The organism is Mycolicibacter senuensis (assembly GCF_003284925.1).
Classification (GTDB): domain Bacteria; phylum Actinomycetota; class Actinomycetes; order Mycobacteriales; family Mycobacteriaceae; genus Mycobacterium; species Mycobacterium algericum_A.
Window position 1 is genome coordinate 1 of the sequence record NZ_QMEX01000039.1, and the last position, 22,628, is coordinate 22,628.

Annotated in this window: 23 protein-coding genes and 1 tRNA gene; 15 read left to right on the plus strand and 9 right to left on the minus strand. The window is 68.8% G+C overall.

Going from position 1 to position 22,628, the window contains the following annotated elements; all coding sequences use genetic code 11:
• A partial coding sequence (locus tag DQP56_RS11450; protein ID WP_205868858.1) for a Nif3-like dinuclear metal center hexameric protein occupies positions 1–646 on the minus strand: 646 nt, incomplete at its 3' end.
• A 61-nt stretch (positions 647–707) separates the two neighbouring features.
• Between DQP56_RS11450 and DQP56_RS11455 the strand changes: the two genes are divergently transcribed.
• The 5 genes from DQP56_RS11455 to DQP56_RS11475 all read left to right on the plus strand — a co-directional run bounded on the left by DQP56_RS11455 (position 708) and on the right by DQP56_RS11475 (position 4,494).
• A complete protein-coding gene (locus tag DQP56_RS11455) occupies positions 708–1,391 on the plus strand; it encodes an HAD hydrolase-like protein (RefSeq protein WP_112685495.1) in 684 nt (227 codons plus the stop codon).
• A complete protein-coding gene (locus tag DQP56_RS11460) occupies positions 1,384–1,878 on the plus strand; it encodes a low molecular weight protein-tyrosine-phosphatase (RefSeq protein ID WP_112685497.1) in 495 nt (164 codons plus the stop codon). Before DQP56_RS11455 ends, DQP56_RS11460 begins: the two co-directional genes overlap by 8 nt.
• On the plus strand, positions 1,878–2,711 hold the full coding sequence (locus DQP56_RS11465) for an SURF1 family cytochrome oxidase biogenesis protein (protein ID WP_112685499.1): 834 nt from the start codon (positions 1,878–1,880) through the stop codon (positions 2,709–2,711). Before DQP56_RS11460 ends, DQP56_RS11465 begins: the two co-directional genes overlap by 1 nt.
• Positions 2,712–2,791: 80 nt before the next feature.
• Positions 2,792–3,601: an oxygenase MpaB family protein gene (locus DQP56_RS11470; protein ID WP_112685501.1), complete on the plus strand. Its 810-nt coding sequence runs from the start codon at positions 2,792–2,794 to the stop codon at positions 3,599–3,601.
• Positions 3,602–3,630: 29 nt separating this feature from the next.
• Positions 3,631–4,494 (plus strand): LLM class F420-dependent oxidoreductase, encoded by an 864-nt coding sequence (locus tag DQP56_RS11475; protein WP_112685503.1) that lies wholly within the window; start codon positions 3,631–3,633, stop codon positions 4,492–4,494.
• Positions 4,495–4,526: 32 nt separating this feature from the next.
• On the opposite strand, the gene DQP56_RS11480 is transcribed toward DQP56_RS11475, so the two are convergent.
• The 5 genes from DQP56_RS11480 to DQP56_RS11500 all read right to left on the minus strand — a co-directional run bounded on the left by DQP56_RS11480 (position 4,527) and on the right by DQP56_RS11500 (position 6,574).
• On the minus strand, positions 4,527–4,742 hold the full coding sequence (locus DQP56_RS11480) for a hypothetical protein (protein WP_133258924.1): 216 nt from the start codon (positions 4,740–4,742) through the stop codon (positions 4,527–4,529).
• 75 nt (positions 4,743–4,817) lie between these two features.
• Positions 4,818–4,892, minus strand: a tRNA-Val gene (locus tag DQP56_RS11485).
• A gap of 126 nt (positions 4,893–5,018) precedes the next feature.
• On the minus strand, positions 5,019–5,480 hold the full coding sequence (locus DQP56_RS11490) for a peroxiredoxin (RefSeq protein ID WP_112685507.1): 462 nt from the start codon (positions 5,478–5,480) through the stop codon (positions 5,019–5,021).
• The gene (locus DQP56_RS11495; RefSeq protein WP_112685509.1) at positions 5,480–5,902 is read right to left on the minus strand and encodes a DUF3052 domain-containing protein; all 423 of its coding nucleotides are present in this window, start codon (positions 5,900–5,902) and stop codon (positions 5,480–5,482) included. Before DQP56_RS11495 ends, DQP56_RS11490 begins: the two co-directional genes overlap by 1 nt.
• Positions 5,903–5,986: 84 nt before the next feature.
• Positions 5,987–6,574 (minus strand): Rv2240c family protein, encoded by a 588-nt coding sequence (locus DQP56_RS11500; RefSeq protein ID WP_435673852.1) that lies wholly within the window; start codon positions 6,572–6,574, stop codon positions 5,987–5,989.
• Between the two features lie 191 nt (positions 6,575–6,765).
• On the opposite strand from DQP56_RS11500, the gene aceE reads away from it, so the two are divergent.
• From aceE to DQP56_RS11535, 7 genes are all read left to right on the plus strand, one after another.
• The gene (aceE, locus tag DQP56_RS11505; protein ID WP_112685513.1) at positions 6,766–9,564 is read left to right on the plus strand and encodes a pyruvate dehydrogenase (acetyl-transferring), homodimeric type; all 2,799 of its coding nucleotides are present in this window, start codon (positions 6,766–6,768) and stop codon (positions 9,562–9,564) included.
• A gap of 39 nt (positions 9,565–9,603) precedes the next feature.
• Positions 9,604–10,950: a PucR family transcriptional regulator gene (locus DQP56_RS11510; protein WP_112685515.1), complete on the plus strand. Its 1,347-nt coding sequence runs from the start codon at positions 9,604–9,606 to the stop codon at positions 10,948–10,950.
• 162 nt (positions 10,951–11,112) lie between these two features.
• The gene (locus DQP56_RS11515; protein WP_112685517.1) at positions 11,113–12,036 is read left to right on the plus strand and encodes an ACP S-malonyltransferase; all 924 of its coding nucleotides are present in this window, start codon (positions 11,113–11,115) and stop codon (positions 12,034–12,036) included.
• Between the two features lie 83 nt (positions 12,037–12,119).
• Positions 12,120–12,422: a meromycolate extension acyl carrier protein AcpM gene (gene acpM / locus DQP56_RS11520; RefSeq protein WP_013828587.1), complete on the plus strand. Its 303-nt coding sequence runs from the start codon at positions 12,120–12,122 to the stop codon at positions 12,420–12,422.
• Between the two features lie 2 nt (positions 12,423–12,424).
• Positions 12,425–13,678 carry a 3-oxoacyl-ACP synthase KasA gene (gene kasA, locus DQP56_RS11525; protein WP_112685519.1) on the plus strand — a complete coding sequence of 418 codons (1,254 nt, stop codon included), beginning with the start codon at positions 12,425–12,427 and terminating at the stop codon, positions 13,676–13,678.
• Between the two features lie 33 nt (positions 13,679–13,711).
• A complete protein-coding gene (gene kasB / locus DQP56_RS11530) occupies positions 13,712–14,980 on the plus strand; it encodes a 3-oxoacyl-ACP synthase KasB (protein WP_112685521.1) in 1,269 nt (422 codons plus the stop codon).
• A 40-nt stretch (positions 14,981–15,020) separates the two neighbouring features.
• Complete coding sequence (locus tag DQP56_RS11535; protein WP_083036213.1) at positions 15,021–16,454, plus strand: acyl-CoA carboxylase subunit beta; 1,434 nt, start codon at positions 15,021–15,023, stop codon at positions 16,452–16,454.
• 21 nt (positions 16,455–16,475) lie between these two features.
• Here DQP56_RS11535 and DQP56_RS11540 read toward each other — a convergent pair whose 3' ends face one another.
• Positions 16,476–17,225, minus strand: coding sequence for an SDR family oxidoreductase (locus tag DQP56_RS11540; RefSeq protein WP_112685543.1), 750 nt, complete (start codon positions 17,223–17,225; stop codon positions 16,476–16,478).
• A gap of 106 nt (positions 17,226–17,331) precedes the next feature.
• Between DQP56_RS11540 and DQP56_RS11545 the strand changes: the two genes are divergently transcribed.
• Complete coding sequence (locus DQP56_RS11545; protein ID WP_165824990.1) at positions 17,332–18,204, plus strand: LysR family transcriptional regulator; 873 nt, start codon at positions 17,332–17,334, stop codon at positions 18,202–18,204.
• Positions 18,205–18,282: 78 nt separating this feature from the next.
• Positions 18,283–18,849, plus strand: coding sequence for a methyltransferase family protein (locus DQP56_RS11550; RefSeq protein WP_112685525.1), 567 nt, complete (start codon positions 18,283–18,285; stop codon positions 18,847–18,849).
• Here the strand turns inward: DQP56_RS11550 and DQP56_RS11555 are convergent.
• Positions 18,840–20,390: a glycerol-3-phosphate dehydrogenase/oxidase gene (locus tag DQP56_RS11555; protein ID WP_112685527.1), complete on the minus strand. Its 1,551-nt coding sequence runs from the start codon at positions 20,388–20,390 to the stop codon at positions 18,840–18,842. The two genes, DQP56_RS11550 and DQP56_RS11555, sit on opposite strands and share 10 nt — an antisense overlap.
• The gene (locus DQP56_RS11560; protein WP_112685529.1) at positions 20,390–20,968 is read right to left on the minus strand and encodes a TetR/AcrR family transcriptional regulator; all 579 of its coding nucleotides are present in this window, start codon (positions 20,966–20,968) and stop codon (positions 20,390–20,392) included. Before DQP56_RS11560 ends, DQP56_RS11555 begins: the two co-directional genes overlap by 1 nt.
• A 56-nt stretch (positions 20,969–21,024) precedes the next feature.
• Here DQP56_RS11560 and DQP56_RS11565 point away from each other — a divergent pair, with 56 nt between their 5' ends.
• Complete coding sequence (locus tag DQP56_RS11565; protein WP_112685547.1) at positions 21,025–22,623, plus strand: FAD-binding oxidoreductase; 1,599 nt, start codon at positions 21,025–21,027, stop codon at positions 22,621–22,623.
• The last annotated feature ends 5 nt before the right edge of the window (positions 22,624–22,628 follow it).

Genomic DNA, 22,628 nt, shown 5'->3' on the forward strand with positions numbered 1-22,628 from the left:
GACGCAGGACTCGGCCGCGGGCGCGGGCCGGAGCCACCACCTCGATGCGGTCCTCGGCGACGCGCTCCACCGCGCCCACCCGCCCGATCGTCGGGTCCGCGCCGTCGCCGGGCAGGAACTGTCCGGTACCGGTCACCCCCCAACTGCACTGGGTGTAGCCGCCGATGTGCCCGGCCCCGGCCGCGAACACCGCGGCCCGCACCGCCTCGGCGTGCTCGATCGGGGTGTAGATCACCCACTTGTCGGTGTCGGGGGCCCGCGTGGCCGGTTCCAGCACGCCCTCCACGGTCAGGCCCAGTGCGTCGGCCAGCGCATCCGACACCCCCGGTGAGGCCGAGTCGGCATTGGTGTGCGCGGTGAACAGCGCGCGACCGGAACGGATCAGCCGGTGCACCAGCGAGCCCTTGGGCGTGCTCGCCGCCACGGTGTCCACCCCGCGCAGCAGCAGCGGGTGATGGGCCAGCAGCAGGCCGCCGTCGGGCACCTCGTCGACCACCGCGGCCGTCGCGTCGACCGCGATCGTCACCGAGCCCACCACGTCGTCCGGGTCACCGCAGACCAGCCCGACGGAATCCCACGACTGGGCCAGTTCCGGGGGGTAGGCGGCGTCGAGCACGTCGATGACATCAGCCAGCCGCGCAGTCACACTCCAAGACAGTAGTGCGCCACTCGGCGAGGCCGCCGCCCACATCGGGGACAATGGGGCCGTGACGCGCACTACCACTGTCGGCGCCGAACTGGTGATCTTCGACCTGGACGGCACTTTGACCGACTCCGCAGCCGGGATCGTGGCCAGCTTCCGCCACGCGCTGGACCACATCGGCGCGCCGGTTCCCGGCGGGGATCTCGCCCAGCGGCTCGTCGGGCCGCCGATGCACCACACGCTGGCCGCGATGGGCCTCGGCGAGCAGACCGACGCGGCGATCGCCGCCTACCGCGCGGACTACACCAGCCGTGGCTGGCTGATGAACACCATGTTCGACGGTGTCGCCGCACTGCTGGGCGACCTGCGAGCCGCCGGGGTGCGGTTGGCCGTGGCCACCTCCAAGGTCGAACCGACCGCGCGCAGAATTTTGGCCCACTTCGGGCTCGACGGCCACTTCGAGGTCGTCGCCGGCGCCAGTCTCGACGGCAGCCGGGCGGCGAAGTCCGACGTGCTGGCCCACGCGCTGCGGCAGCTGGCGCCGCTGCCGGCCCGGGTGCTGATGGTGGGCGACCGGCGCCACGACGTCGACGGCGCGGCCGCCCACGGTATCGACACCGTGCTGGTCGGCTGGGGCTACGGCCAAGCCGATTACCAGGACGCCGCCGACGCCGGCTCAGATTTCCCCGGCGGTCCCGTTGCTCGCGTGCAGACCGTCGCCGAACTGCGGGAGGTGCTCGGTGTCTGACCCGGCGCTGCATGTCACCTTCGTCTGCACCGGCAACATCTGCCGGTCTCCGATGGCCGAGAAGATGTTCGCCCACCAGCTCGCGCAACGCGGCCTGGGCGAGCTGGTGCAGGTGAGCAGCGCCGGAACCGCCGACTGGCATGTCGGCAAGGGCGCCGACGAACGCACCAACCGGGTGCTGCGCGACAACGGCTATCCGGTGGAGCATTCCGCGGCCCAGGTCGGTCCGCTGCATATGGGCGCCGATCTGGTGGTGGCGCTGGGACGCAACCACGTGGGGCTGCTACAGGGGCTGGGGATCCCGGCCGACCGGATCCGGATGTTGCGGTCGTTCGATCCGCGTTCGGGTGCGGCCGTGCCCGACGTCGACGACCCGTATTACGGCGGACATGACGACTTCGTGACGGCCTACACCGTCATCGCGGCCGCGTTGCCGGGCCTGCACGACTGGGTCGACGGACGGCTGGCGTCCCGCGAGGGCAGCTGATGCGGCGGCTGGCCTTCCTGCTGCGCCCGAGCTGGCTGGCCCTGGCGGTGGTGGTACTGGCCTTCGCCTACCTGTGCTTCACCGTGCTGGCGCCGTGGCAGCTGGGCAAGAACACCACCACCACACGCCTCAACAGCCAACTGGAACGGGCGCTGACGGCGGAACCGGTGCCGCTGACAACGGTGCTGCCGCACCAGGATTCGTCGGCGCCCGATGAGCAGTGGCGCCCGGTGACCGCCACCGGCCGCTATCTTCCCGACGCGCAGGTGCTGGTGCGGTTGCGGCTGATCGACGGCGTGCCGGCCTTCGAGGTGCTGACACCGTTCGCGGTCGCCGGCGGGCCGACGGTGCTGGTCAACCGCGGCTATGTGCGTACCGACGACGGCGGCTCGCGGATGCCGGAGATTCCGCCGCCGCCGGACGGGCAAGTCACCATCACGGCACGGCTGCGGGATTCACAGGCGGTGATTCCCGGCAAGAATCCGTTCCGCGAGAACGGCTTCCGCCAGGTGTACTCGATCAACACCGAACAGGTCGCGGCGCTGACCGAGGTTCCGCTGACCGGGTCCTATTTGCAGCTGGTCGACGACCAACCTGGCGGGCTCGGGTTGATCGCGCTGCCCCGCCGCGACGCCGGCCCGTTCTTGTCCTACGGCATCCAGTGGATCGCGTTCGGGATCCTCGCCCCGATCGGCCTGGGCTATGTCGCGTTTGCCGAGATCCGCGCGCGGCGAGCGGAGAGCTCGGCCACCGCCGACGCCGACCCGGACGAGCCCGCAGCACCGATGACCGTCGAACAGAAGCTCGCCGACCGGTACGGCCGGCGCCGCTGACCACTGCCGGCACGTCATCGGCCCGAGTGCGGCATACCGGAGCCCGCATTCGGGCATACTCCAGCCATGGAGCAGCCCCGATGAAGCCGCCCACCCGGGTCGTCGACCTGCTGAATCCCGCGGCGATGTTACTTCCGGCGGCCAACGTGATCATGCAGTTGTCGCTGCCCGGGGTCGGCTACGGGGTGCAGGAAAGCCGGGTGGACAGCGGCAACGTGTACAAGCACCCGTTCAAGCGGGCCCGGACCACCGGCACCTACCTGGCGGTGGCCACCATCGGCACCGACGACGACCGTGAGCTGTATCGCGACTGGGTGGACAGCGCGCACCGGCAGGTACGTTCCACTCCCGAAAGCCCGGTGCGCTACAACGCGTTCGACCCCAGGCTCCAACTGTGGGTAGCGGCCTGCCTCTACCGGTACTTCGTCGATCAGCATGAGTTCCTGCACGGCCCGCTCGACGACGCGGCAGCCGATGCGATCTACGCCGACGCCAAAAAACTCGGCACCACCCTGCAGGTGAGCAACGAGATGTGGCCGGCCGACCGGGCGGCGTTCGACGAGTATTGGAAACGCTCGCTGGATGAGCTGCGCATCGACCCGCCGGTGCGCGAGCATCTTTACGGAGTGGCGTCGATGGTGTTTTTGCCCTGGCCGCTGCGGCTGGCCGGCCCGCTCAACCTGTTCGCCACGACCGGATTCCTGCCCGCCGAGTTCCGCCAGCTGATGACACTGGACTGGTCGGCCTCGCAGCAGCGCCGGTTCGAGTGGCTGCTGTCCGCCCTGCGGCTCGCCGACCGGCTGATCCCGCAGCGGGCCTGGGTGCTGGGTTACCACGCGTACCTGTGGGACATGCGTTTTCGAGCCCGTACCGGCATGCGCGTGGTCTAGCGTCGCCGGCGCTGTGCCATCCTGGGTTGATGGTCGACATCTCGGGTGTGGGGATCTGGAGTGCGCCGCTGCGTTACGGCGATCAGGGCGAGGCCGCCGAGGCGGCCGCCGAACTGGAGGAACTGGGCTTCAGCGCACTGTGGATACCCGACGTCGGCGGTCCGGTGTTCGACTCGGTGGGCAACCTGCTGTCGGCCACCCGGCGGGCCGTCATCGCCACCGGCATCCTGAACCTGTGGATGCACACCCCGGCCGACGTCGCGGCGTCCTATGCGTCGCTGACGGCCACCCACGGTGACCGCTTCCTCCTCGGGATCGGTGTCAGCCATGCGCCGCTGATCGACGCCGGGGATCCCGGCCGCTACCGCCGGCCGCTGCAGGCGATGGCCGCCTTCCTGGACGGCCTCGACGCCGCCGACCCCCCCGTTCCGGTGGGTTCCCGGGTGCTCGCCGCGCTGGGCCCGAAGATGCTCGGGCTGGCCGCCACCCGCAGTCGCGGTGCCCACCCTTATCTGGTCACCCCCGAGCACACCCGGTTCGCCCGCGAGCAGCTGGGCGACGGCCCCCTGCTGCTGCCCGAGCAGACCGCGATCTTGTGCTCAAGCCGCGAACAGGCACGCGAGATCGGCACCAAGTGGCTCAGTTCGTACCTCGCGCTGCCCAACTACGCCAACAACCTGCTGCGTTCGGGCTTCACCGAGGACGACATCGCCGCGGTCAGCGACCGGCTGTTCGACGCGATCATCGCCTGGGGACCCGTCGAAGCCGTGACCGGCCGGATCGCCGAACATCGGGCCGCCGGCGCCGACCACGTCTGCGTGCAGCTGCTCGACGCCGACCCGCGCGCCTTCCCGCGGGCCCAATGGCGTCGGCTGGCCGAAGCTGTGGCCTGATCCGGACGGCGGCCGGGGTTGCGCCGTTTCGGCTAGGCCGCCAGCACGATCAACAGCGCGATGATCGCGGCCAGCACCACCAATCCGGCCCACAGGATGGCTCGACCGCCGGCCGGGGAGCGTCCCGCCGGCGTCAGCTGCGGACTGGTCGACGGCGGTACGCCCCATTTGCCGGTCGGCGCCGCGCCGGGTGTCACCGGGGCCGGTGGCGGGGTGGGGTCTTCGTCCGGTGTCGGATAGCTCGTCATGGCCGGTTGCATTGACCGGCAAGGGCGGCATCAAACCCCCGATGCCCGGTCAGCACTGCTGACCTGTATTGATACTGGTGGGCGCGGACGGTATCGAACCGCCGACCGCTGGTGTGTAAAACCAGAGCTCTACCACTGAGCTACGCGCCCCTGCCCCGGGCAGGTTACCCGCCATGTTGCTGGCACCCAAAACCGTGGCACCTGCGACGAGCGTGCGCGTTCCCGGGATTTCACTCGGCGTGTCGACCGGGGACGCGCACGCTCGCGGCAGAAGTACTACCCCTTCAGCGCCGCCAGCGCGTCGATCCACAACTGCTGGTCGCGCGCCTCGCCGGGAGCCTTCATCTCGGCGAACCGGATGACGCCGGACTTGTCGACGACGAACGTGCCGCGGTTGGAGAACCCGGTGTCGGAGTTGAACACCCCGAACGACTGGCTGACCGCGCCGTGCGGCCAGAAGTCCGACAGCACCGGGAACAGGAACCCGCTCTGGGCCGCCCAGATCTTGTGGGTGGGCGGTGGGCCCACCGAGATGGCCAGCGCCACACTGTCGTCGTTGACGTAGGTGGGCAGGTGATCACGCAACTGGTCCAGCTCGCCCTGGCAGATACCGGTGAAGGCCAGCGGGAAGAACACCAGCAGCACATTCTTGTCACCGCGGAAGTCACTGAGGGTGACCTGCTGCTGATCCTGGTCTTTGAGGGTGAAATCGGGGGCTTCGGTTCCGACTTCCAACATCAGCGCTTTCCCATCCTGGATTTGGGCTGAACCAACCGGCTGGCACTCCAGTCGCCGAGGTTGACCGACGAGGTCGGCATGAGGCCGGCGGTCGGCGCCGACTCGGCGATCTCGGCGGGCCGCACATGGCCGGACTTCCCGGTCTTGGGCGTCAGCACCCAGATCACACCGTCATCGGCCAGACCGGTGATCGCGTCCATCAAGGTGTCCACCAGATCACCGTCGCCGTCGCGCCACCACAGCAGCACGACGTCGATCACCTCATCGGTGTCCTCGTCGAGCAACTCACTACCGCAAGCCTCTTCGACGTCGGCACGGATATCGTCGTCGGCGTCGTCATCCCAGCCGAACTCCTGGACCACCTGATTGCTCTGGATGCCCAATTTGCGGGCGAAGTTCGGGGCGTTATCCGCCGCGACCACCGTGTAACCTCCCTAGACCGTCACCGCACCGTTTGTAGAGCATCATCGTTGCACAGCAGGCCGCACGGTAAGGGATCGATGGGATCAGAAGGCGCGACACAGCTGCATCCCCTTGTCCCGGGCCCGATTGAGCTCATCCTTGCGGGCGTTGTACACCGAAACCGGCGCCTTACTGGAAATCGCATTCGCCACGCCACGCGCAGCTTCGACGTAGGTGTTGAACGCGTCGGTGAGTTCGGCCGAGAGCTTCTCGTTGATGGCGCCGGCCACTTCGTCGGCGCTGTGGTTGAGCGCCTCGACCGCCGGCCCGGCGGTACCGGGGATGTCCCCACCACTGTTGAACGCCTCGACATACTTGTTCACGGTGTCGACCGCGTCACTGCTGCTCGCGGCGAATCTGCCGCACGCGCCGCGCACCGCCTGGGTCGTCATGGATTGCTGACGCTGAGTCTCGCGGATGCTCGACGTCGCCTCCGAAGCCGACACCGACGCCGACACCGAGGAGCGGTACGCCGGTGCCGCCGAGCTGTCCGCCTGCGGGCTCCCGCCGATGATGCTGGTGCAGCCGACGACGCCCATCGCCACAGCCGCGGTTCCACCGGCCACCAGGGCACCCACCCGGGCATGTCGCCGCGCCCGCCCACACGGGACGGTCCGCCATCCGGTCAACACAACCTCAGACGTTACCGCGTAGTCACGAGCAGGCCGAGATCAGCCCACCCGCAGCCAAGTCACCCACCGCCGGAGCCGACTGCGGTGGGGCAGGATAGAAAAGGTACGGACTGACGAAGCGATCGGTCCCCGTGTCGTGCCGGCCACAAGCCGACAGACATGCCTTCACCTCCAAACCAAGGAGTAACGCGTTGACTACCGAGGCCGTGCATCAGGATCTGAGCAAAACAGCAAGCGGCACAACCGAAGCCGATCGGGTCCGAGTGATCCGCGAGGGAGTGGCGTCCTACCTGCCCGACATCGACCCCGAAGAGACCTCCGAGTGGCTGGAATCCTTCGACAGCCTGGTGACCCACTCCGGTCCGGCACGCGCCCGCTACCTGATGCTGCGCCTGCTCGAACGCGCCGGCGAGCAGCGGGTGGCGATCCCGGCACTCACCTCGACCGACTACGTCAACACCATCCCGACCGAACTGGAGCCGTGGTTTCCCGGCGACGAGGACACCGAACGCCGCTTTCGCCGGTGGATCCGCTGGAACGCCGCGGTCATGGTGCATCGTGCGCAGCGGCCCGGGGTCGGCGTCGGTGGTCACATCTCGACCTACGCATCGTCGGCCTCGCTCTACGAGGTCGGGTTCAACCACTTCTTCCGCGGCAAGGACCACCCCGGCGGCGGGGACCAGATCTTCATCCAGGGCCACGCCTCCCCCGGCATCTACGCGCGCGCATTCCTGGAGGGTCGGCTGAGCACCCATCAGCTCGACGGCTTCCGGCAGGAGCACAGTCATCCCGGCGGCGGCCTGCCGTCCTACCCGCACCCGCGGCTGATGCCGGACTTCTGGGAGTTCCCCACGGTGTCGATGGGACTGGGCCCGATGAACGCCATCTACCAGGCGCGATTCAACCACTACCTGCGCGACCGGGGCATCAAGGACACCTCCGACCAGCACGTGTGGTGCTTTCTGGGCGACGGCGAGATGGACGAGCCGGAAAGCCGCGGGCTGCTGCACGTCGGCGCGCTGGAGGGCCTGGACAACCTGACCTTCGTGATCAACTGCAACCTGCAGCGCCTCGACGGCCCGGTGCGCGGCAACGGCAAGATCATCCAGGAGCTGGAGTCATTCTTCCGCGGCGCGGGCTGGAACGTGATCAAGGTGGTGTGGGGCCGCGAGTGGGACGCGCTGCTGCACGCCGACCGGGACGGCGCCCTGGTCAACCTGATGAACGTCACCCCCGACGGCGACTACCAGACCTACAAGGCCAACGACGGCGGCTATGTGCGGCAGCACTTCTTCGGCCGCGACCCACGCACCAAGGCGCTGGTCGAGAACCTGTCCGATCAGGACATCTGGCACCTCAAGCGCGGCGGGCATGACTACCGCAAGATCTACGCCGCCTACCGCGCGGCCGTCGAGCACAAGGGTCAGCCGACGGTGATCCTGGCCAAGACCATCAAGGGTTACAGCCTCGGCAGCTACTTCGCCGGCCGCAACGCCACCCACCAGATGAAGAAGTTCCGCCCGCAAGACCTCAAAGACTTCCGCGACGAGATGCGAATTCCCATCTCCGACGCCGAGATCGAGGAGAACCCGTACCTGCCGCCGTACTACCACCCCGGCGAGGACGCACCGGAGATCCGCTACCTGCTCGACCGCCGCCGTGCCCTGGGCGGTTTCATCCCGCAGCGCCGCACCCGGGCCCGCGCGCTGACCCTGCCGGGCCCCGAGGCGTACGCGGAGGTCAAGAAAGGGTCGGGCACCCAAGAGGTCGCCACCACCATGGCGACCGTGCGGGTGTTCAAAGAGTTGTTGCGCGACAAAGAAATTGGGGATCGGCTCGTTCCTATCATCCCCGACGAGGCCCGCACCTTCGGGATGGACTCCTGGTTCCCGTCGTTGAAGATCTACAACCGCTACGGGCAGCTCTACACCTCGGTCGACGCCGAGTTGATGCTGGCCTACAAGGAAAGCGAAATCGGGCAGATCCTGCACGAGGGCATCAACGAGGCCGGCTCGACGGCGTCGTTCACCGCGGTCGGGACGTCGTATGCCACCCACGACGAGCCGATGATCCCGATCTACATCTTCTACTCGATGTTCGGCTTCCAGCGCACCGGCGACAGCCTGTGGGCCGCCGCCGATCAGATGGCGCGCGGTTTCATCCTCGGCGCCACCGCCGGACGCACCACGCTGACCGGTGAGGGCCTGCAGCACGCCGACGGGCACTCGCTGCTGCTGGCGGCCACCAACCCGGCGGTGGTCTCCTACGATCCCGCGTTCGCCTTCGAGGTCGCCCACATCATCGAAAGCGGTCTGCAGCGCATGTTCGGGGAGAACCCGGAGAACGTGTACTTCTACGTCACGCTCTATAACGAGCCCTATGTTCAGCCGGCCGAGCCCGACGGCTTCGACGCTGAAGACGTCGCCGGCCTGCTGCGCGGGATCTACCGCTACCAGAAGGCCGCGGAGCCGAAGTCCCATGCCGCCCAGATCCTCGCCTCGGGGGTGTCGGTGCCCGAGGCGCTGCGCGCCGCCGAGCTGCTGGCCGCCGACTGGGATGTGGCCGCCGACGTGTGGTCGGTGACCAGCTGGGGTGAGCTCAACCGCGACGGCGTGGCGCTCGAGCGCGAGCGACTGCGTCACCCCGAGCGCCCGGCCGGCGAGCCGTACGTGACGCGAGCGCTCGCCGACGCCGCCGGCCCGGTCGTCGCGGTGTCGGACTGGATGCGCGCGGTACCCGAGCAGATCCGGCCCTGGGTGCCGGGCACCTTCGTCACGCTGGGCACCGACGGCTTCGGCTTCTCCGACACCCGGACCGCCGCGCGGCGCTACTTCAACACCGACGCGGAGTCGGTGGCCGTGGCGGTTCTGGCCGCCCTGGCCCGCGACGGGGCCATCGACGCGTCGATCCCGGTGACCGCCGCCGACCGCTATCAGATCGACGATGTGATGGCCGCCCCGGAGCAGACGTCGGACTCGGGAGTGGCCTAGTTGTCGGGTCCCGCCAGAAAATTGGCGTAGCTTTTAGGGATGGCCGACAACAATGCGGGGCCGGTTCTGCCGAGGTCCACGCTTGATCTGCTGAGCGCTGTCCCGGACACCCTGCTGCGCAGGCTGAAGCACTACTCAGGCCGACTGGCCACCGAAGCGGTCTCGGCGATGGGCGACCGGTTGCCGTTCTTCGCCGATCTGGAGGCGTCCCAGCGCGCCAGCGTCGCCCTGGTGGTGCAGGCCGCGGTGGTCAACTTCGCCGAGTGGATGCATGACCCGCACGGCAATGTCGGCCACACGGCGCAGGCGTTCGAGTTGGTGCCCCAAGACCTGGCCCGGCACATCGCGCTGCGCCACACCGTGGACATGGTGCGGGTGACGATGGAGTTCTTCGAAGAGGTCGTGCCGATGCTGGCCCGCTCCGAGGAGCAGGTGACCGCGCTGACAGTGGGCATCCTCAAGTACAGCCGGGACCTCGCCTTCACCGCCGCGTCCGCCTACGCCGACGCCGCCGAGGCCCGGGGCACCTGGGATTCCCGGATGGAGGCCAGCGTGGTCGACGCCGTGGTGCGCGGTGACACCGGGCCGGAGTTACTGAGCCGCGCAGCGGCGCTGAACTGGGACACCAACGCCCCGGCCACGGTCGTGGTGGGCACCGCGCCACCCGGCCCCGACGCTCCCCCGCAAGCGGGAGGTGCCCCCATGTCCGGTCAAAAGGCCAGCCAGGACGTTCGCGATGTCGCTGAGCGGCACGGCCGCGCCGCCCTGACCGACGTGCACGGCACGTGGCTGGTGGCGATCGTGTCCGGCCCGCTGTCGCCGACCCAGAAATTCCTCCCAGATCTGCTCGCCGCGTTCTCCGACGGGCCGGTGGTGATCGGCCCGACCGCCCCCAGCCTGACCGCGGCCTACCACAGCGCCAGCGAGGCGATCTCGGGCATGAACGCCGTGATCGGCTGGACCGGGGCACCGCGGCCGGTGCTGGCCCGCGAACTGCTGCCCGAGCGCGCCCTGATCGGGGACGCGTCGGCGATCGCAGCCCTGCACACCGACGTGATGCGCCCGCTGGCCGAGGCGGGGCCGTCACTGACCGAGACGCTGGACGCCTATCTGGACTGCGGTGGGGCGATCGAGGCCTGCTCCCGGAAGTTGTTCGTTCATCCAAATACGGTCCGCTACCGACTCAAGCGGATCGCCGACTTCACCGGGCGCGATCCCACCCAGCCGCGCGACGCCTACGTGCTGCGGGTCGCCGCCACGGTGGGTCGGCTGGCCAATCAGGCGCAGCACGCCAGCTTCAGCAGCGCACAGGTGACCTATGCCACCACGAACATGCCCCCGCCCCCGACGCCCGGCTCCGGACTCGACGAGAATTACGTCGGGTGAGAGCCGGCGCGGTCCGGCGCTGTCGACGCGGCAGTTGTCGCAGGACGGTATCGAACAAGTCGCATCAGATGACCGTTTTGTAGGACCTCCACAAAAACATAAGACAATGTTCATAATCTAGGACATCCTGCAAAACCCGCTTCACAATGTTCTCTTAAAGACGTGATTGCGTTGCTCGCTCCCGGACAGGGATCGCAGACCCCCGGCATGCTGTCGCCGTGGCTGGAGCTGGCCGATTCCGGTGACGTCCGGGCACAGTTGGCCAGCTGGTCGGAGATCAGCGGTCTGGACCTGGTCGCGCTGGGCACCACCGCGACCGCCGAGGAGATCACCGACACGGCGGTCACCCAACCGCTGGTGGTGGCGGCGACCCTGCTGGCCCACGGCGAACTGGCCAAGCGCAACAACGGCGCGCTGACCAGCGGTGACGTCGTGGTTGCCGGTCACTCCGTCGGCGAGATCGCCGCGTACGCCATCGCCGGCGTCATCTCCCCCGATGACGCCGTCATGCTGGCCGCCACCCGCGGCCGCGAGATGGCCAAGGCCTGCGCGCTCGAGCCGACCGGCATGGCGGCCGTGCTCGGCGGCGACGAAGCCGAGGTGCTGACCCGTCTCGAGCAGCTCGACCTGACCCCGGCCAACCGCAACGCCGCTGGGCAGATCGTGGCCGCCGGCCCGTTGACCGCACTGGACAAGCTCGCCGAGGACCCGCCCGCCAAGGCCCGGGTGCGTAAGCTGGCCACCGCGGGGGCCTTCCACACCCAGTACATGGCCCCGGCGCTGGAGGCCTACGCCGCGGCGGCGGCTGGGGTCAGCACGAACGAGCCCACCGCCACCCTGTTGTCCAACCGCGACGGGCAACCGGTGACCACGGCGGCCGCGGCGATGGACCAGCTGGTCGCGCAGCTGACCCGGCCGGTGCGCTGGGACCTGTGCACCGAGACGCTCCGCGCCCGGGCGGTCACGGCGATCGTGGAGTTCCCGCCCGCGGGAACGCTCGCCGGGATCGCCAAACGTGAACTTCGGGGGACCCCGACGCACGCCGTCAAGTCCCCCGCGGATCTGGACGGGCTCCCCGAGTTCTAACGCCCGATTCCAAACTGCACAACCAGATACACCCAGTTATCAAGCCGCACACCCCGTGCGGAACCAACCGAAGGGAACACACTGTGCCTGCCAGTCAGGAAGAAATCATCGCCGGTCTCGCCGAGATCATCGAAGAGGTGACCGGTATCGAGCCGTCTGAGGTGACCGTCGAGAAGTCGTTCGTCGACGACCTGGACATCGACTCGCTGTCGATGGTGGAGATCGCCGTCCAGACCGAGGACAAGTACGGCGTGAAGATCCCCGACGAAGACCTCGCCGGTCTGCGCACCGTCGGCGACGTGGTCGGCTACATCCAGAAGCTGGAGGCCGAGAACCCCGAGGCCGCCGCCGCACTGCGCGAGAAGTTCGGTTCAGAGAGCAACTGACCGTGTCTTCCAAGCCTTCTACGGCCAACGGCGGTTACCCCAGTGTGGTGGTAACCGCCGTTGAGGCCACCACATCGATCGGTGCGGACATCGAGAGCACGTGGAAAGGCCTGTTGGCCGGCGAAAGCGGAATCCACGTCCTCGAAGACGAGTTCGTCACCAAGTGGGACCTGCCGGTCAGGATCGGCGGGCATCTCAAAGACCCGGTCGACGACCACATGGGCCGGTTGGACCTGCGGCGCATGTCGTACGTCCAGCGGATGGCCAAGCTGCTCAGCGGCCGACTCTGGGAGAACGCCGGCACCCCGGAGGTGGACCCGGACCGGTTCACCGTGGTGATCGGCACCGGCCTGGGCGGCGGCGAGAAGATCGTCGAGACCTATGACCTGATGAATGAGGGCGGCCCCCGCAAGGTGTCGCCGCTGGCCGTTCAGATGATCATGCCCAACGGCGCCGCCGCGGTGGTCGGGCTGCAGCTCGGCGCCCGCGCCGGGGTCATCACCCCGGTGTCGGCCTGTTCGTCGGGTTCGGAGGCGATCGCGCACGCGTGGCGTCAGATTGTCATGGGCGACGCGGACTTCGCCGTGTGCGGCGGGGTCGAAGGCGGCATCGAGGCGTTGCCGATCGCGACGTTCTCGATGATGCGCGCGATGTCGACCCGCAACGATGACCCCGAGGGCGCCTCACGGCCGTTCGACAAGGACCGGGACGGCTTCGTGTTCGGTGAGGCCGGCGCGATGATGATCATCGAGACCGAGGAGCACGCCAAGGCTCGCGGCGCCAAGCCGCTGGCCCGGCTGATGGGCGCCGGCATCACCTCCGACGCCTACCACATGGTGGCGCCCGGCCCCGACGGCAAGCGGGCCGGCCGGGCGATGACGCGGTCGCTGGAGTTGGCGGGCCTGTCCGCCAAGGACGTCGACCACATCAACGCGCACGGAACGGCCACCCCGATCGGGGACACCGCCGAGGCGAACGCGATTCGGGAAGCCGGCTGCGAGCACGCCGCGGTGTACGCACCCAAGTCGGCGCTCGGCCACTCCATCGGAGCGGTCGGCGCGCTGGAATCGGTGCTGACGGTGCTCTCGTTGCGCGACGGAGTCATCCCGCCGACGCTGAACTACGAGACCCCGGACCCCGAGATCGACCTCGACATCGTCGCCGGCGAGCCCCGCTACGGCGACTACAAGTACGCCATCAACAACTCATTCGGTTTCGGTGGGCACAACGTCGCGCTCGCCTTCGGGCGGTACTGACACCAGGATCACGAGAGGGAAGTTCGCAACAGCATGTCAACGCTGACCACAGGGAACGGTTTTCCCAACGTTGTCGTCACCGGGTTTGCGCTGACGACCGCTCTGGCCGCCGACGCCGACACCACATGGAAGAAGCTGCTCGACGGCCAGAGCGGTATCCGCACCCTCGAAGACGACTTCGTCACCAAGTACGACCTGCCGGTCCGCATCGGCGGGCACATGGTCGAGACACCGGAGTCATTCGAGACCACCTTGACCAAGGTCGAGTCTCGTCGGTTGTCCTACCTGCAGAAGGTGGCGCTGGTGCTGGGCCGGCGGGCGTGGGAGGACGCCGGCTCCCCCGAGGTCGACACCCGGCGTCTGATGGTGTCGGTGGGCACTGGGCTTGGCTCCACCGAGGAGTTGGTCTTCGCCTACGACGACATGCGCGAGCGCGGGCTCAAGGCGGTCTCCCCACTGACCGTGCAGAAGTACATGCCCAACGCCGCGGGCGCGGCCATCGGCTTGGACCTCAAAGCCAAGGCCGGCGTGCTGACCTCGATCTCGGCGTGTGCATCCGGTGCCGAGGGCATCGCCCGCGCCTGGCAGCAGATCGTGCTCGGTGAGGCCGACATCGCGATCTGCGGCGGCGTGGAGCAGCGCATCGAGGCGGTGCCGATCGCCGGCTTCGCCCAGATGCGCATCGTGATGTCGACCAACAACGACGACCCGGCCGGTGCGTGCCGTCCGTTCGACCGGGACCGCGACGGGTTCGTCTTCGGTGAGGCCGCCGCCTTGATGGTGATCGAGACCGAGGAGCACGCCAAGGCGCGCGGAGCGAACATCATCGCCCGCATCATGGGCGGAGCGGTCACTTCCGACGGCTACCACATCGTGGCCCCGGATCCCAACGGGGAACAGGCCGGCTACGCGATGACCCGGGCGATCCAGTTGGCCGGGCTCACCGCGGGCGACATCGACCACGTCAACGCGCACGCCACCGCGACCACCGTCGGTGACGTCGCCGAGAGCCACGCGATCGACAATGCCCTGGGCAAGGGTGGCGGCAACGCGGCGGTGTACGCGCCCAAGTCCGCGCTGGGGCACTCCGTCGGGGCGGCCGGCGCAGCCGAGTCCATCCTGACCGTGCTGGCCCTGCGCGACCAGATCATTCCGCCGACGCTCAACCTGAAGAATCTCGACCCGGAGATCGACCTGGACGTGGTCTTCGGCGAACCCCGGCCCGGTAACTACCAGTACGCGATCAACAACTCGTTCGGATTCGGCGGGCACAACGTGGCGCTCGTCTTCGGCCGGTACTGATCGCAGCGGCACAAGCAGTACAACGACAAGGAGACGCGCGATGACGACCATGGCTCCCGAGACGGTGGGCGAATCACTCGATCCGCGCGACCCGCTGTTGCGGCTGTCGACGTTCTTCGACGACGGCACGGTGGAACTGCTGCATGAGCGGGACCGCTCCGGGGTGCTGGCCGCCGGCGGTGAGGTCAACGGGGTGCGCACCATCGCGTTCTGCACCGATGGCACCGTGATGGGCGGTGCGATGGGCATCGAGGGGTGCGACCACATCGTCAACGCCTACGACACCGCGATCGCCGAGCAGAGCCCGATCGTGGGCCTGTGGCACTCCGGCGGCGCCCGGCTGGCCGAGGGCGTGCGCGCCCTGCACGCGGTGGGGCGGGTCTTCGAGGCGATGATCCGGGCCTCGGGTTACGTCCCGCAGATCTCGGTGGTGGTCGGCTTCGCCGCCGGCGGTGCCGCCTATGGTCCGGCGCTGACCGACGTCATCGTGATGGCACCCGAGGGACGGGTTTTTGTCACCGGCCCCGACGTGGTGCGCAGCGTCACCGGTGAGGACGTCGACATGGCCGCGCTCGGCGGCCCCGACACCCACCACAAGAAGTCGGGGGTGTGCCACATCGTCGCCGACGACGAGCTCGACGCCTACGCGCGCGGCCGCCGGCTGGTCGGATTGTTCTGCCAGCAGGGCCATTTCGACCGCAGCAAGGCCGAGGCCGAGGACACTGACCTGCACGCGCTGCTGCCGGAGTCGGCGCGTCGCGCCTACGACGTGCACCCGCTGGTGAACGGGCTGCTCGACTCGGAAGCCGATGGCACGCCGTCCTTCGAAGAGTTCCAGGCCAAGTGGGCGCCGTCGATGGTGGTCGGGCTGGGCCGGCTGTCCGGTCGCACCGTGGGGGTGCTGGCCAACAACCCGCTGCGGCTCGGTGGCTGCCTGAACTCCGAAAGCGCCGAGAAGTCGGCGCGTTTCGTGCGGCTGTGCGACGCGTTCGGGATTCCGCTGATCGTGATCGTCGACGTGCCGGGCTACCTGCCCGGCGTCGGCCAGGAGTGGGGCGGCGTGGTGCGCCGCGGCGCCAAGCTGCTGCACGCATTCGGTGAGGCCACCGTTCCGCGGGTCACGCTGGTCACCCGCAAGACCTACGGCGGGGCCTACATCGCGATGAACTCCCGGTCGCTGGGTGCCACCAAGGTGTTCGCCTGGCCGGACGCCGAGGTCGCGGTGATGGGCGCCAAGGCCGCGGTGGGCATCCTGCACAAAAAGAAGCTGGCCGCCGCCCCCGATGACGAGCGCGAGGCCCTGCACGAGGAACTCGCCTTGGAGCATGAGCGGATCGCCGGCGGGGTGGACAGCGCGATCGACATCGGCGTCGTCGACGAGAAGATCGACCCGTCGCACACCCGCAGCAAGGTCACCCAGGCGCTGGCCGAGGCCCCGGCGCGACGGGGCCGCCACAAGAACATCCCGCTGTAGCCGGTGGCCTGCGCAGCGGGCTCAGCGCGTGGTGTAGCCGCCGTTGGCGAAGATCGTCTGCCCGGTGATCCAGTGCCCGCCGTCCAGCAGGAACACCACCAGCGGCGCGATGTCCTCGATCTGTGTCAGCCGGTTGCCCATCCCCTGCGACTTGTGGAACTCCACCCGCTCCGGGGTTTCCTGCGGGTAGAAGAACGGAGTGTCCATCGGACCGGGCGCCACGCTGTTGACGTTGATGCCCCGGTTCCCAAACTCCTTGGCGGCCGCACGGGTGAAGTGCTCCACCGGACTCTTGGATCCCGCGTAGGTGGAGTAGCCGTCGGTGAACGCACCCAGTAGCGCGGTCACGATCGTCACCACCGAGCCGTTGTCGTTGAGACGCTCACCGGCCTGCTGCAGGAAGAAGTAGGCGGCCTTCGCGTTGATGTCGAACATCGAATCGTATTCGGCCTCAGTGGTTTCCAGCATGGGCTTGCGCAACACCTTGCCGACGGTGTTGACCGCGAAGTCCACACCGCCGAAAGCATCCACCGCGGCGTCGAACAGTGCGGTGACATTGGCCGGAATGGTCAGATCGCCTTGCACCTTGATCGCCTCGGCGCCGGCGTCTCGCACCGCGGCGACGGTCTTGTCGGCGTCGACTTCGGAGCCATCACTGTTGTAGTGCACCGCGACGTTGACGCCACTGCGCCCCAACGTCGTACTGATCAATCCGCCCAGGTTCTTGGCCCCAGCGGCCACCACCGCGGATCTGCCGGTCACGTTGCTCATCGGTTTCCCCTCCATGTCTCGATCACGAAATTAGCCCGCCATAGAACAAATGAAAAACAGTGATTTACAGTCTCTCCACAAGTGATATTTGTGATTAGCTGTGGCGATGTCGCCAGATCTGCGCCGCCTGAGCCACTTCATCGCCGTCGCCGAGGCCGGCGGCTTCACCAGCGCAGCCAAGCGCTTGCACCTGTCCCAGCAGGCGTTGTCGCATTCGGTGCAACAGCTGGAGAAGGAGATCGGCGCGACGTTGCTGGCGCGCTCCGGTCGCCGCATCGCCCTGACGGCGGCCGGCAAGACCTTGCTCGATGAGGGCGGCGCCCTGCTGGCCGCGGCGGCCACCCTCGCCAGCCACACCCGAGCCGCGGCCAGCCGGCAACCGGACCGCTTCGTCGTCGGCCACTCCCCGGCGATCAGCAACCACGACGTGTATGCGTTGATCGAGCCAGCGATCGCAGCAGCGACCGACACGTCGTTCACGGTCATGCAGCTGTTCCCCGACCGGCTGACCGCCGGCGTGCGCGACGGCGACGTGCAGCTGGGGCTGCGTCGCGCCGTCGTGCCCCAGGAACGGCTCGCCGGTGCGGTGGTCCGCTACGACCCGGTTCGAGTCGCGGTGCGCAGCGAGCACCCGCTGGCCACCCGCGCCCGAATCACCATCTCGGACCTGGCGACGGAGCCGATCGCCTTGTGGGCGCCGCCCGGTGCCTCCTATTACAGCGACTTTCTGGTCAACGCCTGCCGGCGTGCCGGATTCGAACCGCAGTACCGGGTCAGCCGGGTGCAGGGCTGCCCACCCGAAGTGGCGGCATTGACAGAGAACGCCGCCGCCTTCGTCACCGCACCGGCGGGACCGGCCGTCGACGGCTCCGTCACGGTGCTGGATCTCGACGAACCGCTGCTGGTCCCGCTACAGGCGTTGTGGCAGCCGCACACCAAGTCGGCGGTGCGGGATCTGATTTTGCACCGGCGCTCTTGACAGCCGGCGCACCGCCAACCGACAATTCATCAAGCGATGAATTCCCTGGCTGAGCCGGGTACGAGGAAGGGGAATCAGGTGCCCGGATACCTGGCTGCCCTGGCACTCACGCTCTGCCCGGTGCTGGTCGTCGCCCGCCTGATCATGTTGCGACGCAGTGGGACACGCGGACTGCACTTCGGCAACATCGACAAGAAAGACTTCTTGATTCCGCCGGTCGCGCTGATCTACTTCTATTGCATTCTTGCCGGTGCGTTCGGCTGGCCGCTGGCCGCGGGAGCGAGGTTCTTCAGCTCCGAACCGGCCGCGTGGGCCGGGGTCGTGCTGTGCTTCGGCGGCCTGGTGTTCGTGGCACTGAGCCTGCTCGCGTTCGGCACCAGCTTCCGGGTCGGCATCGACGTCGACCACCCGGACGAGCTGGTGACGTCGGGGGTGTTCGCCATCAGCCGCAACCCCATCTACGTCGGGTTCGCCCTGGTGCTAACCGGCGAATTCCTGGTGTTCCCGGACTGGATTCCGTTGCTGTACCTGGTCGCCGCGGTGTGGCTGTTCAACCGGCAGGTGCTGCGGGAAGAAGCCTTCCTGCGCCAGCACTACGGCCGGGAATACGCCGACTACTGCAAACGGGTCCGACGCTATCTCTGAGCTCCGCTTCGATCAGGAAGGAACTCCCGCGCCACGCCGACGACCCGCTCCCGGTCCGCGGCCACCAGCCCGATCCGGGTCCGGCGATCCACGATGTCCTCGACGGTCAGCGCCCCTTCGTGGCTGACCGCGTACTCGAACTCCGCACGGGTCACGTCGATACCGTCGGCCACCGGGTCCGCGGGCCGCCGGCAGGTGGCAGCGGCCAGCACGTTGGCGGCCTCCGCGCCATACCGCAGCACCAGCGATTCGGGGAGTTCGACCGACAGCGGGGCCTGTGACCCCGGGTTGTCCGGCGCGCCCACCAGTGGCAGGTCGCGGGTGCGACAGGGCGCGGCGGACAGCGCCCGCAGCCGTACCGCCCGGTCCAGCACATCTTGTGCCATGTGCCGGTATTCGGTCAGCTTGCCGCCGATGACGCTGAGCACGCCGGACTCCGATTCGACGATGGCGTGGTCGCGTGACACGTCGGCCGTGCGACCCGCCCCGGTGTCGATCAGCGGCCGCAGACCCGCATAGCAACCGATGACGTCGGTGGCACCGAGCGCGGTTCCCAGCGCCGTGTTGACGGTCTCCAGCAGGAACAACACCTCCGCCGAGGTCGGTTGCGGCACATCGGGAATCGGGCCGGTCGCCTCCTCGTCGGTGAGTCCCAGATAGACCCGGCCCAGCTGTTCGGGCATGGCGAACACGAACCGGTTCAGCTCGCCCGGTATCGGTACGGTCAACGCCGCGGTCGGGTTTCCGAACGCCGCCGCGTCGAACACCAGGTGGGTGCCCCGGCTGGGGCGCAGCCGCAGCGCGGGGTCGATGTCGGCTGCCCACACCCCGGTCGCGTTGATGACCGCGCGGGCCCGCAGGTCGAACGACTCACCGGAGAGCTGGTCGGTCAGCCGCACCGAATCGCCGGCGGCCCGCGACGCCGCCACGTAGGTGAGGATGCTCGCGCCGTGCTGGGCGGCGGTGCGAGCGACCGCGGTCACCAACCGGGCGTCGTCGATCAACTGGCCGTCATAGGCCAGCAGCCCGCCGTCCAGGCCGTCGCGTCGAACAGTGGGCGCCAGGTCGATCACCTGGTCGGGTGAGATCCGTTGCGAGCGTGGCAGAACCGCCGCCGGAGTGCCGGCCAGCCGGCGCAGCGCGTCGCCGGCGAGGAACCCGGCGCGCACCAGGGCCCGGTTGCGGCGACGCATCGAAGGCAGCAGCGGCACCAGTTGCGGCATCGCCCGCGCCAGGTGGGGAGCGGTGCGGGTCATCAGGATTCCGCGTTCGATCGCGCTTCGCCGCGCGATGCCCACGTTGCCGGTCGCCAGGTACCGCAGCCCGCCGTGCACCAGTTTGGAGCTCCACCGGCTGGTGCCGAACGCCAGATCGTGCTTCTCGGCCAGCACCACCCGCAAGCCGCGGGTAGCGGCGTCCAGTGCGATGCCGGCACCGGTGATACCGCCACCGATCACCACGACGTCGACGCCGGTGCCGTCGGCCAGCGCCGTCAGCTCCCGGGTGCGGCGAGCGGCGTTGAGGGCGGCGGTCTCGAGCATCACGACAGGTACCGGTTGAGGGCGTAGCTCAGTTCGGCGGCCAGGGCGGCCTCATCGAGGATCGGCGCGACCAGCTGCGCCGACTGGATCGCCGACTGGGTGATCAGCAGACACATCGCGGCGAGCCCGCGCGGATCCCCCGGCCGTACGCCGCCGCCGACCTGGGCGGTACCGAGTTCTGCTGCCACCAGGTCGATCAGCCGCTGCTGGCTGGCCCCCATCCGCTCGGTGATGTAGACCATCGCCAGTTCCGGTGCGTGATGCAGCACCTGCATCACCACCTCGTCTCGCCGCAGCCGTGCGGCCACCGCCACGATCCGCTCGACCAGCGCCTCACGTCCGGCGCCCGGCACGGTCACCTCGGTCCAGGCGTCGGTGACCCGGGCGGTCAGCAGCGCGGCGATCACCGAGCGGCTGTCGCGCCACCGCCGGTACACCGTGGGACGGCTCACCCCGGCGCGGCGCGCGATGGCCGCCAAGGTCACCCGCTCCACACCCAGCGCCAGCAGACAACTCGCGGCGGCGTCGAGGATCCGGTCCTCCACAGCAAGCTGCTCATCATTACTGGTTGACAGCATATGTAATACTGTAACGCATGACTCCGCCCGACGCCCAGGATGTCCTGACTCCGCCGATGAAGTGGAACGCCTGGGGCGACCCGGACGCCGCCAAACCACTGTCGGACGGCATCCGCCAGCTGTTGAAAGCCGCGCTGGGCATCGAGGGCACCGGCGCCGTAGCCGCCGATCCCGATCAGGTGGCGCTGCGGCCATCGGCGCTGGCCGACACCGATCGCCGGGCGCTGGCGGCGATCGTCGGCGAGGAATTCTGCCGTGTCGATCAGCGCGGGCGACTGTTGCGTGCCGGGGGCAAGTCGACGCTGGACCTGCTGCGACGCAACAGCCCCGGCACCCAGGATGCGCCTGACGCGGTGCTGCTGCCCGGCGGCCCGGACGGCGAAGACCAGATCGCCGAGATCTTGGACTACTGCAGCCGGCATGCCATCGCGGTGGTCCCGTTCGGCGGCGGTACCAGCGTCGTCGGTGGGCTCGACCCGATCCGCGGTGAATCCGGCGCGTTGAATGCCGTCATCTCGTTGGACCTGCGGCGCTTCGACGAACTCCTCGGCCTCGACGAGATCTCCGGCGAGGCGGAGTTCGGCGCCGGGGTCACCGGGCCGGCGGCCGAACGGCTGCTGGGTGAGCGCGGTTTCTCACTCGGCCACTTTCCGCAGAGTTTCCAGTTCGCCACCCTCGGCGGTTTTGCGGCCACCCGGTCCTCGGGCCAGGATTCGGCCGGCTACGGGCGGTTCGACGACATGGTCCGGGGGCTGCGGATGATCACCCCGGCCGGGGTGCTGGATTTGGGGCGGGCCCCGGCGTCGGCGGCCGGACCGGACCTACGTCAGTTACTGATCGGTTCTGAGGGCGTCTTCGGCGTCATCACCCGAGTCCGGGTGCGGGTGCACCCGGTGCCGGCGACCACCCGCTATGAGGCGTGGTCGTTCCCGGACTTCGCCACCGGCGCCGCCGCGCTGCGGGCGATCACCCAGACCGGCACCGGCCCCACCGTCGTCCGACTCTCCGACGAAGCTGAGACCGGCGTCAACCTGGCCAGCACCGAACAGATCGGCGAGCAGCAGATCACCGGCGGCTGCCTGGCGATCACCCTGTTCGAGGGCACCGCCGAGCACACCGAGAGCCGGCATGCCGAAACCCGGGCGCTGCTGGCCGGCCACGGCGGTACCTCGCTGGGCGAGGGACCGGCACGGGCCTGGGAACACGGCCGCTTCTCCGCGCCGTACCTGCGGGATTCGCTGCTGGCGGCGGGAGCGCTGTGCGAAACGCTGGAGACCGCCACCAGCTGGTCCAACCTCGGCACGCTCAAGGCCGCCGTCACCGACGCGCTGACCACCGCACTGGCCGACAGTGGCACGCCGGCACTGGTGCTGTGCCACATCTCGCACGTCTACCCCACCGGCGCGTCGCTGTATTTCACCGTCGTCGCCGGGCAGCGCGGCGACCCGATCGACCAGTGGCTGGCGGCGAAAACCGCTGCGAGCGAAGCGATCATGCGCAACGGTGGCACCATCACCCACCACCACGCCGTCGGCGCCGACCACCGGCGCTGGATGGTCGACGAGGTGGGCGAGCTGGGTGTGCAGGTGCTGCGGGCGGTCAAGGCAACACTGGATCCGGCCGGAATCCTCAACCCGGGCAAGCTGATCCCGTGACCCGG